This window comes from Nocardia seriolae NBRC 15557 (assembly GCF_007990715.1).
Classification (GTDB): Bacteria; Actinomycetota; Actinomycetes; order Mycobacteriales; family Mycobacteriaceae; genus Nocardia; species Nocardia seriolae.
Genome location: NZ_BJWY01000136.1, coordinates 1 through 20,132 on the forward strand (window position 1 = coordinate 1; position 20,132 = coordinate 20,132).

General features: G+C 65.0%; 23 protein-coding genes. 10 read left to right on the forward strand and 13 right to left on the reverse strand.

Annotated elements, in window-relative coordinates:
* The first annotated feature begins 140 nt into the window (after window positions 1–140).
* From NS2_RS29920 to NS2_RS29940, 6 genes are all read left to right on the forward strand, one after another.
* Window positions 141–344, forward strand: coding sequence for a hypothetical protein (locus tag NS2_RS29920; RefSeq protein ID WP_033090666.1), 204 nt, complete (start codon window positions 141–143; stop codon window positions 342–344).
* A gap of 4 nt (window positions 345–348) precedes the next feature.
* Window positions 349–534, forward strand: a complete 186-nt coding sequence (locus NS2_RS29925) for a hypothetical protein (RefSeq protein WP_143837588.1) — start codon at window positions 349–351, stop codon at window positions 532–534.
* Entirely contained in the window at window positions 531–704 is a 174-nt protein-coding gene (locus NS2_RS36410; protein ID WP_155239998.1) for a hypothetical protein, read from the forward strand. The genes NS2_RS29925 and NS2_RS36410 overlap by 4 nt, the downstream gene beginning before the upstream one ends.
* Before the next feature lie 960 nt (window positions 705–1,664).
* On the forward strand, window positions 1,665–2,192 hold the full coding sequence (locus NS2_RS29930) for an MspA family porin (RefSeq protein WP_228102520.1): 528 nt from the start codon (window positions 1,665–1,667) through the stop codon (window positions 2,190–2,192).
* Between the two features lie 67 nt (window positions 2,193–2,259).
* Window positions 2,260–2,547, forward strand: coding sequence for a hypothetical protein (locus tag NS2_RS29935; RefSeq protein ID WP_045440135.1), 288 nt, complete (start codon window positions 2,260–2,262; stop codon window positions 2,545–2,547).
* A 587-nt stretch (window positions 2,548–3,134) separates the two neighbouring features.
* A complete protein-coding gene (locus NS2_RS29940; RefSeq protein WP_052086941.1) occupies window positions 3,135–4,970 on the forward strand; it encodes an SRPBCC family protein in 1,836 nt (611 codons plus the stop codon).
* Between the two features lie 959 nt (window positions 4,971–5,929).
* Here the strand turns inward: NS2_RS29940 and NS2_RS29945 are convergent.
* Window positions 5,930–6,412 (reverse strand): MarR family winged helix-turn-helix transcriptional regulator, encoded by a 483-nt coding sequence (locus NS2_RS29945; RefSeq protein WP_052086942.1) that lies wholly within the window; start codon window positions 6,410–6,412, stop codon window positions 5,930–5,932.
* A 64-nt stretch (window positions 6,413–6,476) separates the two neighbouring features.
* Here NS2_RS29945 and NS2_RS29950 point away from each other — a divergent pair, with 64 nt between their 5' ends.
* Entirely contained in the window at window positions 6,477–7,322 is an 846-nt protein-coding gene (locus NS2_RS29950; RefSeq protein ID WP_071344653.1) for an alpha/beta hydrolase, read from the forward strand.
* Window positions 7,323–7,327: 5 nt separating this feature from the next.
* Here NS2_RS29950 and NS2_RS29955 read toward each other — a convergent pair whose 3' ends face one another.
* The 9 genes from NS2_RS29955 to rplN all read right to left on the reverse strand — a co-directional run bounded on the left by NS2_RS29955 (window position 7,328) and on the right by rplN (window position 12,161).
* The gene (locus tag NS2_RS29955) at window positions 7,328–7,858 is read right to left on the reverse strand and encodes a hypothetical protein (RefSeq protein WP_084978582.1); all 531 of its coding nucleotides are present in this window, start codon (window positions 7,856–7,858) and stop codon (window positions 7,328–7,330) included.
* Window positions 7,859–7,882: 24 nt separating this feature from the next.
* Window positions 7,883–8,344 carry an acyl-CoA dehydrogenase family protein gene (locus NS2_RS29960; protein ID WP_052086945.1) on the reverse strand — a complete coding sequence of 154 codons (462 nt, stop codon included), beginning with the start codon at window positions 8,342–8,344 and terminating at the stop codon, window positions 7,883–7,885.
* Between the two features lie 185 nt (window positions 8,345–8,529).
* On the reverse strand, window positions 8,530–8,925 hold the full coding sequence (locus NS2_RS29965) for a hypothetical protein (protein WP_033090669.1): 396 nt from the start codon (window positions 8,923–8,925) through the stop codon (window positions 8,530–8,532).
* The gene (locus NS2_RS29970) at window positions 8,922–9,221 is read right to left on the reverse strand and encodes a hypothetical protein (RefSeq protein WP_071344654.1); all 300 of its coding nucleotides are present in this window, start codon (window positions 9,219–9,221) and stop codon (window positions 8,922–8,924) included. The genes NS2_RS29965 and NS2_RS29970 overlap by 4 nt, the downstream gene beginning before the upstream one ends.
* Window positions 9,222–10,020: 799 nt before the next feature.
* Window positions 10,021–10,581 (reverse strand): ADP-ribosyltransferase, encoded by a 561-nt coding sequence (locus tag NS2_RS29975; protein WP_033090671.1) that lies wholly within the window; start codon window positions 10,579–10,581, stop codon window positions 10,021–10,023.
* Window positions 10,582–10,721: 140 nt separating this feature from the next.
* A complete protein-coding gene (locus tag NS2_RS29980) occupies window positions 10,722–10,907 on the reverse strand; it encodes a type Z 30S ribosomal protein S14 (protein ID WP_029923637.1) in 186 nt (61 codons plus the stop codon).
* 3 nt (window positions 10,908–10,910) lie between these two features.
* Window positions 10,911–11,474: a 50S ribosomal protein L5 gene (rplE, locus tag NS2_RS29985; RefSeq protein ID WP_033090672.1), complete on the reverse strand. Its 564-nt coding sequence runs from the start codon at window positions 11,472–11,474 to the stop codon at window positions 10,911–10,913.
* 1 nt (window position 11,475) lies between these two features.
* Window positions 11,476–11,790 carry a 50S ribosomal protein L24 gene (gene rplX, locus NS2_RS29990; RefSeq protein WP_033090673.1) on the reverse strand — a complete coding sequence of 105 codons (315 nt, stop codon included), beginning with the start codon at window positions 11,788–11,790 and terminating at the stop codon, window positions 11,476–11,478.
* Window positions 11,791–11,792: 2 nt separating this feature from the next.
* Window positions 11,793–12,161, reverse strand: a complete 369-nt coding sequence (rplN, locus tag NS2_RS29995) for a 50S ribosomal protein L14 (RefSeq protein WP_033090674.1) — start codon at window positions 12,159–12,161, stop codon at window positions 11,793–11,795.
* Between the two features lie 315 nt (window positions 12,162–12,476).
* Between rplN and NS2_RS30000 the strand changes: the two genes are divergently transcribed.
* Both NS2_RS30000 and NS2_RS30005 read left to right on the forward strand, forming a co-directional pair.
* Complete coding sequence (locus NS2_RS30000) at window positions 12,477–14,513, forward strand: M13 family metallopeptidase (RefSeq protein WP_033090675.1); 2,037 nt, start codon at window positions 12,477–12,479, stop codon at window positions 14,511–14,513.
* Window positions 14,514–14,611: 98 nt separating this feature from the next.
* Complete coding sequence (locus tag NS2_RS30005) at window positions 14,612–16,648, forward strand: M13 family metallopeptidase (protein WP_045440185.1); 2,037 nt, start codon at window positions 14,612–14,614, stop codon at window positions 16,646–16,648.
* 43 nt (window positions 16,649–16,691) lie between these two features.
* On the opposite strand, the gene NS2_RS30010 is transcribed toward NS2_RS30005, so the two are convergent.
* From NS2_RS30010 to NS2_RS30020, 3 genes are all read right to left on the reverse strand, one after another.
* Window positions 16,692–17,027, reverse strand: coding sequence for an MmcQ/YjbR family DNA-binding protein (locus NS2_RS30010; RefSeq protein ID WP_033090677.1), 336 nt, complete (start codon window positions 17,025–17,027; stop codon window positions 16,692–16,694).
* A 33-nt stretch (window positions 17,028–17,060) separates the two neighbouring features.
* Window positions 17,061–17,663 carry a Uma2 family endonuclease gene (locus NS2_RS30015; RefSeq protein ID WP_052086946.1) on the reverse strand — a complete coding sequence of 201 codons (603 nt, stop codon included), beginning with the start codon at window positions 17,661–17,663 and terminating at the stop codon, window positions 17,061–17,063.
* A 127-nt stretch (window positions 17,664–17,790) separates the two neighbouring features.
* On the reverse strand, window positions 17,791–18,756 hold the full coding sequence (locus NS2_RS30020) for an ABC transporter substrate-binding protein (RefSeq protein WP_033090678.1): 966 nt from the start codon (window positions 18,754–18,756) through the stop codon (window positions 17,791–17,793).
* A 189-nt stretch (window positions 18,757–18,945) separates the two neighbouring features.
* On the opposite strand from NS2_RS30020, the gene NS2_RS30025 reads away from it, so the two are divergent.
* On the forward strand, window positions 18,946–20,043 hold the full coding sequence (locus NS2_RS30025; RefSeq protein ID WP_147207370.1) for an AMP-binding protein: 1,098 nt from the start codon (window positions 18,946–18,948) through the stop codon (window positions 20,041–20,043).
* The last annotated feature ends 89 nt before the right edge of the window (window positions 20,044–20,132 follow it).

Consider the following 20,132-nt stretch of genomic DNA (forward strand, 5'->3'; position numbering starts at 1 on the left):
CGAGGACGTCTACGAAAGACGCGAAATCGGAGTGGTTTCCAGCGTTTACTGGTAGCCATCGTCAGGCGAGCACAGCGCGCAGCCGCCCCTCGACATCATGTCCTTTGTCCACGTGACACATTCACGAGGAGCAGTCCGAAATGTCCTTAGATACCTGCGCTTTCATACTGGTCGTCCTGTGCTGCGCGCTCATCGTGGCCACCATCCGCTGGAGCGTCTCCGACGACAGCGCCCCGACCCCGCCCGCGCCGAGCGACGCGCTCCTCGTCGCGGGCGGCCACCCCCTCCCCCGCGTCCCCCTCCACAACCGCCACCGCGTCCACGGCCGACACCGAGCCCTGTGACGCCGTGTTCTCCACCGTGTCCCACTACCGCATCCCCACAACCCGGCAACTCACCCCATTCGAGGTGCGAGCCCTGCTGTCCCGCCACGCATCCTGCACCCCCGGCCACGGCCACACCGCCCACGACTGCAGCGCCCGCACCCAACTGCTGCAGATCCACGAAGACCACCAGCTCAGGAGCCGACCATGACCAACCCGTTCGCGTACATCCCGAAGACCGATCGACCGAAATCCCTGTCCGACAACGAGATCGAACTCCTGCTGGAGGCACACGGCGAGGACTGCGAGCGTGCCGAATGCGAACTGCGTCGATACCTCGTGAAGCCGAAAACTACGGGTGGGCCAAGTCAGACACCGTAGAGGCCTGCGCGAGACAGGGTCTCGGCTTCCATCGCGGCGATGAAGTCGGCGACGTTCGAGCCATGGATGCCCAGTCGCGCAGCCGCGGTCTCCGCGAAACCACGACATGCTCGGGGACGGGAGGTACGGCTGACCGGATAAGACGGTGAGCTCATCCCGGTACTGGCCGTAAGTCTCGATCCAGTTCCCCAGCTCCGAAACCGCATGGACACCTGCGGGAAACAACTTGTAGTTCATGTCACTGCAGATGAAGACCTGATCACTGCCGAACATGCGCGACAGCGGCAGAGCGGGTACCGCCGAGAACGGCACCGGGACCGCGGTGCGCCCGAGGAGGTCGTACACATGCCGGTAGTGGAACCAGCAACGCGGCATCGCGTAGTCATCGAACACCCCTTCCCCGAGCCCCCGCACACTGCACAGGCTCCGCATCGTCCCGCACCCACCTGCCCGCCGCCGTAATCCCCGATCACCTCGGCATCAGCGCATCCGCCGCCGACGGCCGGGTCGACCGCTCAGGCGCCTCTTGGGCCAACTACGCCGCGCTCGTACATCGGCGACCACCCCACCGAATTCCGTCTCGCTACCAGGGTGGCCAGGCATCCCGACTCAATAACAATCTGGATACGCGACCGGGCGCCGTCTGTGGGCGGCTGATTCCTTGATTGCGAATATCCAAGCGCCCAAGTATCTTTCGCGACCCGCTCGCGCAGGATGTGATGCGGTGCATGTCGGTAGTTCTGAGTGGCGGCCGTCTCATTTGCCTATTGGTAATAGTGCTCCCCGTGCCAGCCTGAGCAAGATAGCTGAAAGTTTACTGAATGTGGGGGATTCCTCGTGGTGACTACGCGATCAATGATCGCATCCTGCGCAGGCGTGCTTACCGTAATGTTGCTGACAGGTGTCTATGTGGCAGGCTCGGCTAGTGCGGATGTAGCAGCCGACAAGTATCGCCAAACGGTGACCGATGACGGCTGGACCCTGGCGGTGACCAAGACCGGCGAGAACCTCGACCGCTGGCCCAACCTGGCCGGCTCCCCGGTCAGCCGCGAAGGGTTCGTCAGCCTCAAGGCGATCGCCGAGGTCACCGGCAGGGGCGGACAGCCGATTACCGCCGGAACCGTCACGCTGGGCTATCAAATCGGTTGCGCCGTAGACGTTTCCAACGGCCTGACACTGGGTCTGGGATTTTCGATCGGCCCGAACGCCTCCGTCACCATCTCCCAGTTCCCGGGTGTGACGATCGGCGGACAGGCGGCGGTGACCCCGAACATCTCCACCACCCTCAAACCGGGTGCAATCGCCACGATCGCATTCGGGTCCAAACCTCTTGCCGGAGCGCGGGCCTCGATCACAGCCGAGCAGGTCGAAGTCAAGGTCGACGCCTGCGCTGGGCCCGTGACCATCAGGTCGTTCGCCACTGCCGCGATCTCGACGCCGTCGGCCGACAACAACATCTCCGTCTACGGCGACCCCATCTGGTTGTGAAACATGCTGTGCCCCAGCATATTTGCCGCTCGTCACGGCGCACGGTAGCTCAGGAAGGTGAACACCGATGACCGACACTACTCGCACAGCTGAGACTCCCAGGGTTCAACGCGTCGACTCCGCGTCGGAACCGTTGAACCCGACCGTCGTTGCGGTCGGCGGTCTCGTGTTGGGTCTGCTGCTGCTGATCGTCGCGTTCGCGAACCTGAACCGGATGCCGGGATGGGCCGACGACTACGGTGCGATCCTGGTCTATCTGACGTTCTTCCTGTACATGTCCATCGCCGGACGACTCACCTGGTGGGCGATCGACACCCTGCGCGAGCAGGCCAAGAACCGGCGGGAGCGTCGATGAGGGCCCGCCTCGCGCGGTACGCTGCGCTCGCCGCGGCCGCGGCCGCCCTCGGGCTCGGAGTCGGGGCGATCGTGTCCGGTTCCCCGACGGCCGCCGCGCAGGGATACGTGCCGTGTGAGCAGTGGCAGGCCATGCACCCGGGCTGGCCGTGCATCGATACTCCGACCGTGCCGCCGGTACCGCCTGGCGGGCCGCCTACGGTGTCCACCCCGCCGCCTCTGCCCTCTCAATCCCCGGGTATCCCCAGCCAGCCGGGTAACGGTGGCGGGATCGGCGCGGGTGCGCTGACCCCTCCGCCGATTCCGCCCGGCAACGGAACGCCGATCGTTCCGGTCCCCGGAGCCGAAACCCCCGTGCTGCCCGGCAATCAAGCCCCAGCTCCGCCCATACCACCACGGGCACCCGAGAATTCTCCGGTACCCCCGCCCCCAGCCAATCAGACGCCCGATCCCAGCAATTCGGAGCCCGCACCAGCGCGAACCCCGGCACCCACGCCAGCTGCCACGTCGACGCCCGTACCGGCGCACGTAGAGGCGGATGCGCCATCGATCCCGGCGCGTGGTGGCGATGGGCGGATTCCGTGGCTGTTGCTGGCCGGTGCCGCCGCGTTTGTCGCGCCCGCGTTGCGGCTGCGCGGCGGCGGTGGTGGTTCAGCCCAGCAGTTGACGATCACCAAACCCTGGGACGGCGGTCAGCAGACCTTCATCCTCATGGACGATCCGTCCGCGCCGCACGAATATCGGTTCCCGCAAGACGTCCCGCCGGGCGGGCAGCTGCGCAAGAACCCCGACGGCTCGGTCGACGTACTCGACGCCGACGGGCAAATGGTGTCCCACACGAACCCGCCCTGGGCCTATGACGCGCTGGGGCGGTTGGTACGCACGTGGTACGAGGTCGATGGCGACACCATCGTCCAGCACATCGAGCCCGATCCGGACAACGTGTTTCCGATCCTGGCCGATCCGGACACGGTGCCCTCCTGCTCGATCACCGATGACGGGCACGGTGGCACCATCACCTCGAGCAACCAGCCCGGCGGTGGCGTGTTCACCACCCACGACGACGGACACGGCGGCGTATCTACCGCCCAGTCGGTGCCGGTGCCTGACAGCGGCGGCACCGTCGACACCACCATCCGCAACCCCGACGGCACCACCAGCCAGATGCGGTCGACCCCCGACGGCAACGGTGGTATCACCACCTGGACCGCCAACCCCGACGGCTCCCACTCGGTGCGCTACCCCGACGGGGAACTCTATGTGGTCCCGCCCGGTGGGGACACCGACGCACCGGCCCCGATCACCGCGCAGGTCAGCCCCGACAGCACCACCGTCGACACCGTCGTGCACAACGACGACGGCACCACCAGCAGCGCCCATTCCCACCTCGGTGCCGGGAACTACATCGGCACCGACATCACCAACCCCGACGGCAGCCACACCCAGGTCACCACCGGGCCCGGCCGCCTCGACGGACAGCCGGTCAGCATCATCACCCAACCCGACGGCACCCGCGTCGTGCGCGAACCCGACGGCACCCTCGTCCCCATCGACCGCTACGGCGACGCCCTCGACGGACCCAACTACTGGAACCAATTCGACCCCGAAACCGGCACCTGGCGCAGCGACCCCATCACCCACCGCGGACCCATCCTCACCAACCCCAACGGCACCAGCACCCAGCAATGGTTCTACCGCGGCCCCGACGGCGACGAACGCTCCGCCACAGCAATGTTCGACAGCCACGGCAACCTCACATTCCTGCAAAGCTCCGACTACACCGGCGCGACCATCGTGAAGTTCGAGACCATCGACGGTGTCACCCGCCTGGTCGGCACCACCAAAATGGACGCCGGCAACGTCGAAGACAAGGCCAGCGACGTGTTCAACGCCGCCATGATGGTCACCGGCGTCGGCGAACTCGGCTGGACCGCAGGCCGATTGATCGGCACCGAACTCATCGCCCGCGAACTGGCAGCACAAGGAATGTCGCAAGCCGAGATCCTGCTCGTCACCAGCCAACTCGCCAAATCCGACCCCCAATTCCTCATCGGCACCGGCCAAAGCGCCGCCGGTCTTGACGGCGCCGGAGCTGCCGCGGGAATTCCGGCGTCGAGCTATGGTGCGGGAGTGGGTCTGAGTGAGCAACTCACGTTCGAGGAAGCCGCATCGATCTTCAACGTTGATGGAACCCTCACCTCGGCAATCGTGGGAGAATCTCGCCTGATCATTCCCGGCGAGAACCTGGGGAACCCGGGGCTGATCGAACAACTGACCGCGGACGGCAGTAAGATCGAAGACTGGGCAAAGTACTCCACGCCAACCGCCAGAAGCCCTTCGGGTGATTTTCAAGTCCATTTCTACCGCAATGGAAAAACTGGCGATATCTATTATGGTGGAGACTACAAAAGCAAATTTAACTGAAAGGGCGGGAACGAATGCACATCAAATGCACTAAAATAATCAGCCCTATCGATGGCTCGTCAATGGACTCGCATCCGTCCATTCGAATCGGTGCGGAGTACCCCCTACTGTCGGTCAGCATAGGGCCCAGTCGTGGACTGCAACTACAGATCCTCACCGACGAAGGCCCAAGCTTTTGGAATGGCGAAATGTTTGAAACTGTTTCGAACGATATCCCGGATGGTTGGATTTTACAACTATCCGAAGGCAGTTTGAAAATAGGGCCCAAAGAGTTCCTTCGTCCTGGATTCTGGGAATCATATTTCGACGATGACCCTGCAGCTGTGCAGGCATTCAAGCACCAGTTGGAGTTAATCAAGTAGGGCCCCACGAACGAATTGGATCGCACCCTCGCCCGGTGAAGCAACTTCCATGAAGCGACTAGAGATCAGCCCTAGTGATCTTTGGGACCCTCGTGCGGGAATCCAACTGGCAGGGCGACGGCATCGTCGACCCGCTCCGGCAACCGAAATAGCGAAGACCGCCTTCAAGCCCAGGAACTTGTCAATTCACACTTCGACGTAATCGCGCTGTCTGCATTCGTTGACGCCAAACGCACCAATGCTGCCACCAAGACCGACTGTGCAGCCATCGCTGCCACCGCCCCGGAGGAGGCAAAGGAGCAGAATCCTCCTCGCCCTTCCACCACACATCGTGTCCGTAGAACACATCTTTCGCCCAATACTGTTCCGCCTCATGATAAATGAGACTTTCACCCACAAATTCCAGCCCGATGAATCTCTCGTTTATCCTGGCCATAGCCTCATCTTCGGCAATTCCGTAAGCGTTCGTCATCTCGGTCGCTATCGACCGAAAAAATCAGCCGCCTCCGCGTCCATACGAAATGCAAATCTGCCCACCATCCCTACATGCCCCCTATCTCCAGTTGGCCCAACACCCCGCGCCACGGTGGCGCCGGTTCACCGGCCCAGCCGTGATGCCGGGTCGGCGGCGGCCGCGATCGCTTGCAGTGACTCCTTGAGGCTGCGCATCGCGTCGGGGCCGATGATGTGTTCGTAGCCGGCTTCGATGTCGGACATCTCGGTGAGTGCGGTATTCAGCAGCCCGCGGCCCTGGGCGGTGTGGCGGACGAGGGTGGCGCGGCGGTCGCCCTGGTCCGGTATGCGCTCGAGGTAGCCGCGGCGCTCGAGTTCGGCCGCGAGCTGACTGACCGCCTGGCGGGTGGTGCCGATACGGCCCGCGAGCACGATCAGCCGGGTCCCCTCGGTGTCGACGTTCCCGAGCAGTCGGATGTGGCTCGGCGCGACCGCCGGATGACCGAGCCGGCGCAGGCGTTCCGCGAGGTCGTCGGTCTCGATCTGCGTCACCCGCAACAGCAGACGGAGCAGCACGTTCTCGCGGCGCGTCCGGATCTGATCCGTAGACATCGTGGCGAAGTCCATCTCATCTCCCATTCAAATACGCAACCCACTTGCCTAAAAACGCAAGGTGGTTGACAATACTGTCATGACCACAGCGACAGTCGCCGAAACCTCGCTGGCCGGGTTCCCGGCACTGCGTGGAACGCCGACCACCCAGATACCGACCAACCCGCCGATCCTGTTCCTGCACGGCGCTTTCGCCGACCACTACGGATTCCAGAAGTGGGTCCAATGGTTCGCCGACAGGGGCTACGAAACCTATGCGCCGGCCCGTCGCGGACGACTCGGAATCGGCCCCGACCACGCCGCCGGCTTGGACTTCGACGATTACATCGACGACACGAACGCGGTCATCGCCGAGATCGGACGGCCGCCGGTGATCGTCGGACACAGCCTGGGCGCACTGCTCGCGCAGCGACTTGCCGAGCAGGGCAAGGCGGCGGCCATCGCGCTGCTGGCTCCGGCACCCCCGGCCATGCTCACCGCGCAGCCGATCGCGCTCCCGAAATTCGCGCCGCAAATGCCGAAGATCCTGAGCGGCAGGCCTTTCATCGTCGCCAACGATGCCTGCTCGGTGCTCGCACTCAATCGGGTCCCGGAGGAACTACGGCCGCCGATCCACGCCCGGCTGACACACGAGTCGGGCAAGGTGTACCGCGCGCTGATGTTCGGCTCCATCCGAGTCGACGCCGCCAAGGTGACGGTGCCGGTATTCGTCGGCAGCGGCACCGAGGATCGAATCATCTCGGCGAAGCTGGCCCGCAAAACCGCCGAGCATTACGGCTGCCCGGCCCACATCTACCCGGACCACGCCCACTGGATCATCGACGAACCCGGCACCGAACAGGTCATGCAGGACGTCGCCGACTGGCTGCGCACCGCCGACCTCGCCGTCAGTAGCGAGAGCCGAGGCAGTATGCCTCGGGCATGATCGGGCTAGACCGCTGGGCGGATCCGCGACGTACCGGCCGGATCCAGGCGGTCCAGGAGTGCGTCCCGAATCGGGTCGCGGGTGGTGCAGACCAGTGCGAAGGTTGCTTGCCGCATCATCCGCTCGGGTGTCGAACCCGCCAGTGTGGCTTTGCTTCCCGCGGCCACCACGCCCGCGGCCGCGGTGATCACGGCAGCCTCGGCGACATCGGCACGCAACGCGTAGGTGGCCTCGGCGTCTCCCGCCGCCGTGGCGAAATGTCCTCGCAACTCCGCGAATCGATCCTCGTACGAAGCTGATTCGACGCCCAGGTCGCGCAGCTGACGTACGCAACGCGACAGCACTCCGAGCGCGAGCGCACCGTTGACCCAGTCCGTAAGGCTCCCCCGCCCCGCCGCGAACTCGCCCACCGACCGCACGCCGATCAGCCGGGAGGCGGGAACCCGCGCTCCCTCGAACGACAGCCGAACCGTCGAACTGGCGTCGGCCGCGATCAACGGCAGCGCCTCGGCGACGACCCCTTCGGTCTCCCGCACCGTAATCAACAGCGTTGCAACAGTTTACCCCACCCGCACGGACGTCACCACGGCATCGAGGTACCGCCACCCCGTAACGAACGGCGCACTCCCCGTCAGCACGTAATCCTCACCCACCGCTTCCCCGAACAGCGTGGCCGCGGTCCGGGCCCCGGCATAGGAAACCCCGCACCGACACCGCCCCTCCCGCATCCCCGGCAGATAGGCGTCCCGCAACTCCGCATTGTCCGCGAACGCCACCGCCCGCAAGGCCCCCAAATGCTGCGCCCACACGAAACCCGTTGCCAGACAACCCCCAATAATCGCGGCAGCGGTATCGATCAGCACATCCGGCCGCATCCCCTCCTCCAGAACGAATCCATAACCCCCCGCCAACGCCTCGAAGTGGCTCTCGGGAATCACCCCACCCCGATCCACCTCCCTGGCGCTCCCATCGAGCGCCTCCCGAACCACCCGCCCCGCCTCACCCACCCAATCCTTCGACACTCGAACCCCTCCCTACCAGGCCGCCGACAACCCCGAACGCACCGAGCGTACGCCACCACCAATCCGAAACACGTTGGTGTGCGCGGACTTACAACCCCCGAAACTCTCGGAGCCAACCTTTTCCACCGTGCCATCGGCCCGCTGCATGGTGGCCACCGCGTCGATGAGCGTAATGGGAAGAAAAATCACGGCCTCAGATCCAGTACATCGATTCGCTTCCCTGCGTAGCGGGGAGGATCGTAGGTGAGGACGACTGCTGAGGCTATGTGGGCCTCATGCACGACGTTCGCGACTTCCAGATCGACGATGGTCTTGGAATCGGTTGCCGCGGATCCGATTTCGAGGGCATTGAGCGCGAGGGGCAGGATCGCGAGGGGGCCTTCACGGTCGTAGACCAGCCATGCCAATTCTCTTGTCTGCGTTCCGAGTTCGGTACACGCGACGGCCAGGGATATCGCTGTCGTAACGAGCAGGCGGCCGTCGACCGTCGCCTCGAGCACAACGGTCTGGGCTCGGCGGGTCAGGTCCCGTTCATAGGCGATGAGGACTGTCGAGTCCAGCAGCAGGACGGGTGCGCTCATGCGGTATTCCCTTGGCGCAGTTGATCTGCCCGCGCGAGTACCGCACGGGCATCACGCCGAGCCTCTGCGTAGTCGGGCGACGCCGGATCGATGCCCTGACGGCGTAATGCCTGCTCAGCAATCTCGACGCGGTGATCGTACACATCCCGAACACCGGGCAGCATCCGGTCCAGCTCGCGCCGGACGATATCGAGAACCAGGGTGTTGGCCGAGACGCCGTTTTCCAGCGCGGCACGCTTGAGTAGGTAACGGTCGGAGTCCGTAAGTCCGCGCAGCGGGAAGTTCGATGACGTCATGACGTCATGATACGGAACTTGTCACGCATGCGACGAGCATTTCGAGGATTCGGCCGCTGCAGGCCCCACCATGCACAGTCGATCCGCAGTGGGGGCACTCGCGGGTGGCCACCACTTATCCGGGCGCGCGTCGACGGTTACCGCGAAGGGAGCGGATCACTACCGTTGAAAGGGAACGCTTTCAGACGAATGAATCGAGACGACGCTGAATTCACGAAACAGGAGTTGATGAAATGATCACAAGAGTTGCCGGTTCAGCAGCCGTGACCGCAATAGTGCTCTCCCTCGGCGCCTTCGGCGCGCCCACCGCGTCCGCAGGCACATCCCAGGCCACACCGACAGACGGATCGATCGGCATCTGTTTCACGATCCCAATGCCGGGATCAGCAGACCTGTACTGGTGCCTCTGAACAACCCGCTGGCGATCCCCCCCCCCCAAAAAAAAAGAATTTCCAGCAGGGCGGCCGCGCCCGGTAGTTCTGTTTGTCGAGCAGATGGTCGAAGTCACCGTGCTCAGCCATCACGACCAGCTCGGCGAGCGCCCTGGCTCGGTTTGCCCGGTTCGCGGCCTCGCCGGTTGAAGTCGGTGAGTCGTTCCGCATGGACTCGGATGTCATGTGATTCACCCGGCCGGATCAGGACGTCTATGACTTCTCCGCCGGGCCGCGAGCCTCGGACTCGGGCAGCCGCTCGGGGAGCTTCGCGCCCAAGATCTTCTCGGCCTGCCGACGGCGCGACTCGACTTGCTGTGCGGTCAGTTCAATTCGAACAGGGGCCAGCCGATCTCCGGTAAGTGCACTCACGGCTCACCTTCCATGACGATCGCGTAGCTACGCGCTTCGTCTCGCTCGACGTCGATAACGAGGTACCGACAAGCGTCGATGACCAGCGCCTCCCGCTCATCCGGTACGGCAGCGAGCTCACCCAGCCTGAGAACCGGGGTGCCCGCGGGCACGATCAAGTCGAGTATCACCGGGTCAACGTGCAGGATCGAATGAGGCGGGTTCAGCATTCCGCTGGTCGACATGAATCCCGACTCGGCGAATTCCTCGTACACGAGCGCGCGAGCCGAACGTTCATCCGCGATCCGAAAGATCGCAGCCTTGGTCTCGCGAGTCACTCGAACAGGCTGCGGGAGAGGGCACTTCGCGAGTCCCGAGCGAATGTTCGCGATGCGACGCTCGAGGCTGGACGTCATGGGTATCGTTCCGCGCAAGGCACGATTGACCTGCTCGTATCCACCGAGGGCATACGCCTCCACGGCGTCATGTTCGGCCTCGTCGAGAAGATCTGGACTCTGCGCCGAAAGCGCAACCTCCGCTAGCGGGAATTCGCTGAACAACTCGTCGCCGCCCGGCACGTATCGATTCTCACGGACCGCTGATCGTGACGGTTCCGATTCCACCGACACACCCTCACAACGCGCCGAAGGCCCCCACCGGGACGGATCTCGGTGGGGGCCTTAGGGTTCGGGACTGTCAGCTCACGAGGAGCTTCGGGTCACCAGGACGACTTGTGGACGCCCGGGAGTTCGCCGCGGTGGGCCATCTCGCGCAGGCAGACGCGGCACAGGCCGAACTTGCGGTAGACGGCGTGCGGGCGGCCGCAGCGCTGGCAGCGGGTGTAGGCACGCACCGCGAACTTCGGCTTGGCGTTGGCCTTGTTGATCAGAGCCTTCTTAGCCATGGATCAGTTCTCCTTGAACGGGAAGCCGAGGTGCTTGAGCAGGGCACGGCCTTCTTCGTTGTTGGTGGCCGTGGTCACCACGGTGATGTCCATACCACGCGGACGGTCGATCTTGTCGACGTCGATCTCGTGGAACATGGACTGCTCGGAGAGACCGAAGGTGTAGTTGCCGTTGCCGTCGAACTGCTTCGGCGACAGGCCGCGGAAGTCGCGGATACGCGGCAGCGCGATGGAGATCAGGCGGTCCAGGAACTCCCACATGCGGTCGCCGCGCAGGGTGACCTTCGCGCCGATCGGCATGCCCTCACGCAGCTTGAACTGCGCGATGGACTTGGTGGCCTTACGGATCTCGGGCTTCTGGCCGGTGATCAGGGTGAGGTCGGCGACCGCACCGTTGATCAGCTTCGCGTCACGGGCGGCGTCGCCGACACCCATGTTCACGACGACCTTCACCACGCCCGGGATCTGCATCACGTTGGCGTAGTTGAACTCTTCGTTCAGAGCCGGCTTGATCTCGGCGCGGTAGCGCGCCTTGAGGCGCGGCTGCACCTTGTCAGTAGAAGTCATCTCAGATGTCCTTCCCGTTGCGACGGGAGATGCGGACCCGCTTGCCGTTCTCATCGGTGCGGAAGCCCACGCGGGTCGGCTTGCCGTCGGAGTCGACGACCATCACGTTGGAGGCCTGGATCGGCGCTTCCTGAGTGACGATGCCGCCCGAGCTGGCGCCACGCTGGTTCGCGGAGTTCGCGACGTGCTTCTTGATGCGGTTCACGCCCTCGACCAGGACCTTGCCGGTCGCCGGGTAGGCCTGGATGACCTTGCCCTTGGCGCCCTTGTCCTTGCCCGAGATGACGATGACCGTGTCGCCCTTGTGCACCTTCATGGTTACAGCACCTCCGGGGCCAGCGAGACGATCTTCATGAAGCGCTTCTCACGCAGCTCACGGCCGACCGGGCCGAAGATGCGGGTGCCACGCGGATCGTTGTCCGCCTTGATGAGCACCGCGGCGTTCTCATCGAACTTGATGTACGAGCCATCCGGGCGACGACGCTCCTTGACGGTGCGCACGACGACGGCCTTGACGACCTCGCCCTTCTTGACGTTGCCGCCGGGGATGGCGTCCTTGACAGTGGCGACGATGATGTCGCCGATGCCGGCATAGCGACGCGACGAACCACCGAGCACGCGGATGCAGAGGATTTCCTTCGCACCCGTGTTGTCGGCGACGCGCAGTCGCGACTCCTGCTGAATCACTTCAGCTCCTCCTAGACCTGGACGAAATGCACGCCGGATTGCCGACCCGGCGGGCATGGTCAGTTGCCCTTCAAACGCACGCCTGCCAGCGGTTTTTCACCAGACTGGAGATCAACCACTGTGGGTTCGCGGCCGAAGCGCGGGGCAGAGCTCCCGCAGGCAACCGGTCCAGTGTAACCAAACCGCAGGTCGGGCCCAAATCGGGGTGCCGGGACACACACCCGGGCGCGGATTCAGGTGTTCCTCAGACCGTTGGATTAGCGTCGGCGCGAGCAATGTCCGAGCTATCCGATTATCCGGTAGAGGAGATTCGCGTTGACGTCCGAGCGTCCCGCTCTCGACCGCCGCAGGTTCCTGATCGCGCTGGGGTTGGCCCCCACGGTGGCCGTGCTGACCTCCTGCAACAAGAACGACAAGCCGAAACAGCTGATCGTGCCCGATATGTCCGGGTCGGATCCCGCCATCCGGCCGCAGGACGACCTGTACCGCTTCGTCAACGGCAAGTGGCTGAAGGAGTACCAGCTGCCGCCGGACAAGGTCTCCTTCGGGACCTTCGACGAGGTGCAGGAACGGGTGCAGCAGCAGCTCAAGGAGATCATCGAGGGGATCCGCGACCCCAAGTCCGGGTCGGACGAGCAGAAGATCCGCGATCTCTACGACGGCCGGATGGACAAGTTCGGGATCGAGAAGCTCGGGATGACGCCGCTGCAGGATCTGTTCGATCAGATCGACAAGGCCGCGGCCAAGCCCGATCTGGCACGCGTCATGGGCGGGCTGCCGGGCGTGGGGCTGATCGGCATCGGCGTGGGACCCGATCCCAAGGACTCCAATGCCTATCTGCCGGCGGTCTCGCAGGCCGGGCTCGGGCTGGATCAGCAGTACTACAGCGATCCCAAGTACGCCGACAAGCTCGCCAAGTACCGGACGTTCATGGAGCAGATCGCGGCCGGTGCGGGGTTCCCGGATCCGACCGCGCTGGCCGGCCGGGTGGTGGAGCTGGAGAAGCGGATCGCCGGATTCCATTGGGACAATGTGAAACTGCGTGACACCGACGCCACCTACAACCTGAAGACCTGGGCCGAGCTGACCGCACTGGGTCCGCAATTCGATTGGGATCCTTGGCTTTCCGGCACCACGGACCGGCCCAAGAACCTGTTCGACAAGATCGATGTGGGTGAGCCGTCGTTCATCACCGGCGCGGCCGGGCTGTGGGCCGAGGTCGATATCGCCGCCTGGCGTGAGTATTTGAAGCTGGGGCTGGTGCGCGCCTTCGCGGCCTATCTGCCCAAGGCCATCGCCGATCCGAACTTCGATTTCTTCGGCAAGGAGATGTCGGGACTGAAGCAGCGGCCGGACCTGTGGAAGGCCGCGGTGTCCACGGTGAACGGGACCGTGGGCGAAGCGCTCGGAAAACTGTACGTGGACAAGCATTTCCCGCCCGCGGCGAAGCAGCGGGCGCTGGAGATGGTGGGCGACCTGCGGGCCGCCTACAAGGAGAACTTCCAGAATTCGACGTGGATGTCGCCGCCCACCCGGGCGGCCGCCATCGTCAAGCTGGAGAAGATCGACGCCAAGATCGGCTACCCGGACAAGTGGGAGGACTACTCCAAGCTCACCGTCACCCGGGGCAAACTCGTCGACTCATTGCGCGCCGCGGACACTTTCGAGGCGAAGCGGATGTTCGACCGGCTGGGCACCAAGGTCGACAAGTCGGAGTGGGGCATGCCGCCGCAGACGGTCAACGCCTACTACAACGCGAGCGGCAACGAGATCGTGTTCCCGGCGGCGTTCCTGCAGCCGCCGTTCTTCGACCCAGATGCCGAACCGGCGGTGAACTACGGCGCGGGCGGCGCGGTCATCGGGCACGAGATCGGCCACGGCTTCGACGATCAGGGTGCCAAGTACGACGCCGACGGCAATCTGAAGGACTGGTGGACGCCCGAGGACAAGGCGGCCTTCCAGGCCAAGACCCAGCAGCTCATCGACCAGTACAACGCGCTGGCGCCGGAGGGCCTGGGGCCGGACCAGCACGTGAACGGCGAGCTGACCGTCGGCGAGAACCTCGCGGATCTGCGCGGACTGGAGATTTCGCTGGCCGCCTATCGCATGGTCGAGAAGCGCAAGGGCATCGATGCTCCCGACTACAAGCCGATGTTCGAGTCCTGGGGCCGCACCTGGCGCACCAAGATGACCGATCAGGCGCTGGAGAATCAACTCGCCAACGATCCGCATTCGCCCGCGGAATTCCGCTGCGATCAGGTGGTGAAGAACCTCGCCGAGTTCTACAGCACCTACGGGGTGAAGGAAGGCGACAAGGAGTACCTGCCGCCGGACCAGCGCGTCACCCTCTGAGCCTCTCCGGAGCCACAGGAGGTTCGCGACATCCCGCGCGGGGCTGCCATCCCCGGTAGCCTCGCGCTGGTATCGCAGCTTCACGAGAGGTAGTGCCTGTGACTTCATCGGGTTCGGCGCGTTTGGATCGCCGCGCATTCCTGATCGCGCTCGGGCTGGTGCCCGCCGCGGCCGCACTCGCCTCGTGCGGCAGGGATTCGACGCCGAAACAGCCGACCGGACCGGACCTTTCGGGCGCCGATGACGCGGTGCGCGTGCAGGACGACCTGTACCGGCACGTCAACGGCAAATGGCTGCGGGAGTACCAGCTGCCGCCGGACAAGACCTCCTTCGGCGCGATCAGCGAGGCGAACGAGCGGACCGAGAGTCAGCTGCGCGAGATCGTCGAGGGCATCAAGGATCCGAAGGACGGCACGGACGCGCAGAAGATCCGCGATCTCTACGACGCGCGCGTCGACTGGGACACCGTCGAGAAGCTCGGTATGACGCCGCTGCAGGATCTGTTCGATCAGATCGACAAGGCCGCCACCAAGCCCGATTTGGCCAAGGTGATGGGTGCGCTGCCGATCGGCGGGCTGATCGGGCTGGGCGTGAGCATCGACAGCAAGCATTCCGACAAGTACGTCCCGATCGTCGCGCAATCGGGCACCGGGCTCGGCGAGGAGTACTACCGCAAGCCTCAGTACGCGCAGAAGCTGGCGGCCTATCGGCCGTATCTGGAGAAGATCGCGGCCGGTGCGGGCTTCGCCGACCCGGCCGGTATGGCGCAGCGGGTACTGGATCTGGAGACCCGGATCGCGGCGGGCATGTGGGACAAGGTCCGCAACCGTGACGCCGAGGCCACCTACAACCGGATGACCTGGGCCCAATTGACCGAGCTGGGTAGGGGATTCGACTGGGAGCCGTGGCTGGCGGGCAGCACCGACCGGCCCAAGGAGCTCTTCGCGGAGCTGGTGGTGCGGCAGCCGTCGTTCATCACCGCGGCGGCGCAGCTGTGGAACGAGGTCGATATCGCGGTGTGGCGCGACTACCTGAAGATCTACCTGGTCCGGGGCTATGCCAAGTACCTGCCCAAGGCGATCAACGACGCCAACTTCGACTTCTTCGGCACGGTCATGCAGGGTCAACAGCAACGGCAGGAGCGGTGGCGGTACGGGATCGACATCGTCAATGGCGAGTTGCCGGATCTGCTCGGCAAACTCTATGTGGACAAGCACTTTCCGGCCTCCGCCAAGGAGGAGGTCAAGCGGATGGTCGACGATCTGCTGACCGCCTACCGCGAGAACTTCCGCGACAACGGCTGGATGTCGCACCCCACCCGGGACGCGGCGCTGACCAAGCTGGACAAGATGCGGGTCAAGATCGGTTACCCGGACAAGTGGGACGACTACTCGAAGCTGACGATCACCCGCGGCAAGCTGATCGAATCCTTGCGCGCGGTCAACGCCTTCAGCTCGAAGAAGGACATGGACCGGCTCGGCACGCCGGTAGACAAGAGCGAATGGGGCATGAGCCCGCAGACCGTCAACGCCTACTACTCGCCGCCCAATAACGAAATCGTCTTCCCCGCGGCTTATTTGCAGCCGCCGTACTTCGACAAGGACGCGACGCTCGCGGTGAACTTCGGCGCGGTCGGGGCCACCATCGGCCACGAGATCGGGCACGGCTTCGACGATCAGGGCTCCAAATACGACGCCGACGGCAACTTGAAGGACTGGTGGACCCCCGAGGACCGCGCGGCCTTCGAGGCGCGGGCGCAGAAGGTGGTCGGCCAGTACGACGGCCTGGTGCCCGAGGGACTCACCGGCGAGCACAAGGTGGACGGCAAGCTGACCCTCGGCGAGAACCTGGCCGACCTGCGCGGCTTCCAGATCGCGCTGGCCGCCTACCGAATCGCCGAAAAGCGTGCGGGCAATGACAATCCGGACTTCCAGTCCGTGTTCCTGTCCTGGTCCCGCGGCTGGCGGTCCAAGCAGACCCCCGAACTCACCGCCGAACTGCTCTCGGACCCGCACTCCCCCGACGAGTTCCGCTGCAACCAGGTGGTGCGCAATCTGACCGAGTTCTACAACACCTTCGGCGTGAAAGAGGGCGACAAGCTGTTCCTCGCCCAGGACCAGCGCGTCACCTTCTGATCACCCCCGGCCGTGCCGCGCGAGCGAACGAGGCGACCCGAAGTCAAACTCCCTCAACCAGTTCGCGCGGCGCGGCCTGCCGCCAGGAGTCGGTGACGATCGCCGCCAACTCCTCGCCGTCGTCCAGTGCCGCCAGCCGCACCCGCACCCACGCGTTCCCCGCCTCGTGCGGCGCGATCCAGAACTTTTCCGGCTCGGCCTGCACCAGCTCGTCACGATCGACGATCGGACAGCGGACGGCCATGGAGGTCTCGTTCTCCGGCAGTGTCAGGAACAACTTCCCCGCGACCCGGAACGTCGGCATCTGCCACTCGAACTGCTCCGTGGTCCGCGCCAGCGAAAGCGCCACCGCCCGAACCTCATCCCCGCTTACCGTCATGCCCGAATCCTCCCAGCCGGGTATGACAGCCGGTCATCGCCCGAGCAGATACACGGTTTCCGGAGTAACCGAGATCTCGAAAGGCTGCTCTACGACGAGAAGTTCGTCGCCGGTCACGCATGGGCCATCGACATACCGGCCGTGCTCCAGGTTGAGCACCTGGATTGTGAAGGCCGGTCGGAAATCGACAATCCAGTACTGCGGGATTCCGGCGGCGGCGTACTCCTCGCGTTTGACCTTTCGGTCGTGCGCCTCACTCCCGCTACGTCGCGAAACGACTTCGGCGACCAGATACAGGTCGGAAGGATCCAGGTAGAGCGCGTCGGCCTCGGTCAGCTCTCGTTCCGCCGCACCTTCGAGGATGAAGGCGTCCGGCTTTCGGACAGCGGTAGGGAATTGGAACTCGTATTCACCGCCATCGACGAAAACGTCCGCACCAGCACGCTCTGCCGCGTCGACGAAGAGCCGACGCAGTCCCCGCCCCATCCGATTGTGACGCCCCGACGGCGACATCTTCTCGATCAGCCACCCGTTCCACAGCTCGTAGCCCTTGCCTTCCTCCGGGCTGTTGTGCAGATCATCCGGAGTGTATGGGCCGTGGCCGAACGGCAGGCCGATATCGAGTGCAGCACTCACAGCGCCTCCTCGATGTCGCAAGGCGTACGTACACATCTGGGTGCCTGTCCGTGCACAGTAGCCAGCATAACTGCTCTGCGTGTAGCCGTTCGGAGTAAATCCTTAGCCGTTCGGTGCCTGTCCGTAGCTATTTGGCCGCGTTTGCGAAGGCGGGGTCGAGTTTGTCGAGGAGGTAGGGGAGGGAGAGGGGGGTGGGCTGGTTGATGGCGCTGATTTCTTGGACGGTGAGGAAGACCGTGGCGTTCTTCTTGACGGCGGGGAGGTCGTTGAAACCGGGTAGGACTCGGTACTTTTCGTCCATGCCCGGGGAGTAGCCGGCCAGCAGGAGGTCGGAGGTGAGTTCGTCGAGGCGTTCGGGGGAGAGAGCCAGGCGGCCGCCGTTGCCGCCCTGGGCTACCAGGGATGGGGGGATGGTCATGCCGAGTTGGGTGAACAGGCGGCTGGAGCCGTCCTTGGGGTCGGTGAGGACCATGAGCTGGGAGGGGCCTGCCAGCCAGGAGCTGGTGAAGGTTTTGCCCTTCAGGCCCGGATTGCGTTGGGCGATGCCGTCGATGCGGGTGTTGAGGTCGGCGACGAGTTTGTCGGCGGCCTCGGATTCGCGGAGGACCTGGCCGAGGGCGTGGATCTGGTCGGGCCAGGGAGTGATGGTCTCCTTGCCGAGGGCGGGCAGGGTGGGGGCGACCTTGGACAGGTCGGCGTAGGTCTTGGCGTCGGCGATGAAGGGGTCGGCCAGGATCAGGTCCGGGTTCAGCGCGGCCACCTGTTCGGCGAGATTGCCGGTGGTCTGCAACGCCTTCGACTGCGACAGGGCGGCGGGTTCCCAGGGCGGCGCGCCCTTGCTCAGCACCGCGATGTTGTCGATGTAGCCGACCGGGGTGACGCCGAGGGCCTGGGTGGTGTCGAGCCACTGATTGCCCAGGGCCACGATCCGTTTGGGGGTGCCGTTCACGGTGGTCTGCCCCAGCGCGTGGGTGATGGTCACCGGCTCGCCGCCGCCCGCGGTGGTGTCGTCACTCTTGGATCCGCAGGCGGTGAGCCCGACCGCGAGCACCGCGGCCAGGGCCGCGAGGGCGACTCGCAGGGTGATTTTCATCGTGACTCTCCTGTCTGCGGATACCCGCCCGTTCGGCCGAGCAGTAGGTGAGCCTAGCCTAATTTCTTTCGGGAGCACGCACCGATGTCGCCGATTCGATCCCGATCGGGGTGGCCTATCGTGCTCTCGATCGATTAGGTTAGGGCTGCATAAGTTAGAATCCGGGAGTTTGGAACGATGGAGCGTGCCGTGCCGGAAAGTTTGTCCGCGGTCGATCGTCATCGGCTCGTGGACGAATGGGCCAACGGCGTCGAACTGTACGACGTGCCGTCGGTCGCCATGCTCATCGACTGCGGGCGCCGCGTGCCGTCGCTGCGGACCGCGGTGCGCTGCGGGGACCACATCCTCACCTACGCCGAACTCTACGAACGCCTCGACGGCGGCGTCACCGGAACCGCCGGACCCACCCTCGACGATCTGGCCCGCCTGCTCTGCGATATCGCCGCGGCCGCCGAATTCGGCGCGGTGCTGGCCGAATTGGGCCCGGACGGCACCGGGCTGAAGCCGGTCGCGGTGGCCGCGGCCGCCGACGACCGCCGCGCGGTGGCCGCCGATCAGCGCTCCCGCACCATCGACCGCGCCTACGGCTCCCCGGATGTGCGCCTGCTGGCCACCCGCTGGGACACCGCCGACGCCGCGGTGGAACTGCTGGCCGCCCTGGCCGACGGCGCGACCCTGGTGCTGGCCACCGCCGGGCAGCGCGCCGACGCCGCCGCGCTGGCCGAGCTCATCGCGCTGAGCGCCCCGACCCACGTGGTGGCCGACGCGGACACCCTCGCGGGCCTGACCTTCCTGCCCTCCCCCGCGCTGCCCACGGTGCGGCGCTGGGATGTCTTCGGAAACGACTGCCCGGCAGCGCTTTCGGACATCCTGAGAGAACTGGCTCCCGGCTCGTGCACCGGATTCGCCTACACCGCACCGGAATACGCGGGCGTGGCGGCGCGCGGACCGCTGGACGGCTCCGGCCGGGTGCGCCCGATTCCGGGCGCGCGGCTGCTGGTGCTGGACGAGTCGCTGCGGCTGGTGCCGCCGGGCAGGTCCGGCCGGGTGTACGTGGGTGGTTCGGCGCTGGCGCTCAAACTGGACGGTCCCGCGCCGGGATTCGTGGACGACCCGTTCGTACCGGGCGGGCGGCTGGTGCGCACCGAGGTGCACGGCGGCTGGACCGCGGATGGCTGGCTGGTGCTCGACATGATCGAATCCGCAGCTCCCGCCGCGATTTCCGGCGCGACCGACCGGTCCATCGAGTCGGATCTCACCGCCGACGACGGGTACGCCGCAGCCTGAAACCGGTCCCCGAGGACCCGATTCGCAACCCTCGCAATGAGTTTTGTGGGTAGAGACCCCGGAACAATTCCGAACCGCCCATTTCGGAC

Bases quoted from the DNA above. Each gene is read 5' to 3' on its own strand.
- NS2_RS29935 (WP_045440135.1), top strand. From the start codon at position 2,260: ATGACCGACACTACTCGCACAGCTGAGACTCCCAGGGTTCAACGCGTC.
- NS2_RS29920 (WP_033090666.1), top strand. From the start codon at position 141: ATGTCCTTAGATACCTGCGCTTTCATACTGGTCGTCCTGTGCTGCGCG.
- rplX (WP_033090673.1), bottom strand. From the start codon at position 11,790: ATGAAGGTGCACAAGGGCGACACGGTCATCGTCATCTCGGGCAAGGAC.
- NS2_RS29950 (WP_071344653.1), top strand. From the start codon at position 6,477: ATGACCACAGCGACAGTCGCCGAAACCTCGCTGGCCGGGTTCCCGGCA.
- NS2_RS29980 (WP_029923637.1), bottom strand. From the start codon at position 10,907: ATGGCTAAGAAGGCTCTGATCAACAAGGCCAACGCCAAGCCGAAGTTC.
- NS2_RS29965 (WP_033090669.1), bottom strand. From the start codon at position 8,925: ATGAGCGCACCCGTCCTGCTGCTGGACTCGACAGTCCTCATCGCCTAT.
- rplE (WP_033090672.1), bottom strand. From the start codon at position 11,474: ATGACTTCTACTGACAAGGTGCAGCCGCGCCTCAAGGCGCGCTACCGC.
- NS2_RS30010 (WP_033090677.1), bottom strand. From the start codon at position 17,027: ATGACGGTAAGCGGGGATGAGGTTCGGGCGGTGGCGCTTTCGCTGGCG.
- NS2_RS30020 (WP_033090678.1), bottom strand. From the start codon at position 18,756: ATGAAAATCACCCTGCGAGTCGCCCTCGCGGCCCTGGCCGCGGTGCTC.
- NS2_RS36410 (WP_155239998.1), top strand. From the start codon at position 531: ATGACCAACCCGTTCGCGTACATCCCGAAGACCGATCGACCGAAATCC.
- NS2_RS29945 (WP_052086942.1), bottom strand. From the start codon at position 6,412: ATGGACTTCGCCACGATGTCTACGGATCAGATCCGGACGCGCCGCGAG.
- NS2_RS29970 (WP_071344654.1), bottom strand. From the start codon at position 9,221: ATGACGTCATCGAACTTCCCGCTGCGCGGACTTACGGACTCCGACCGT.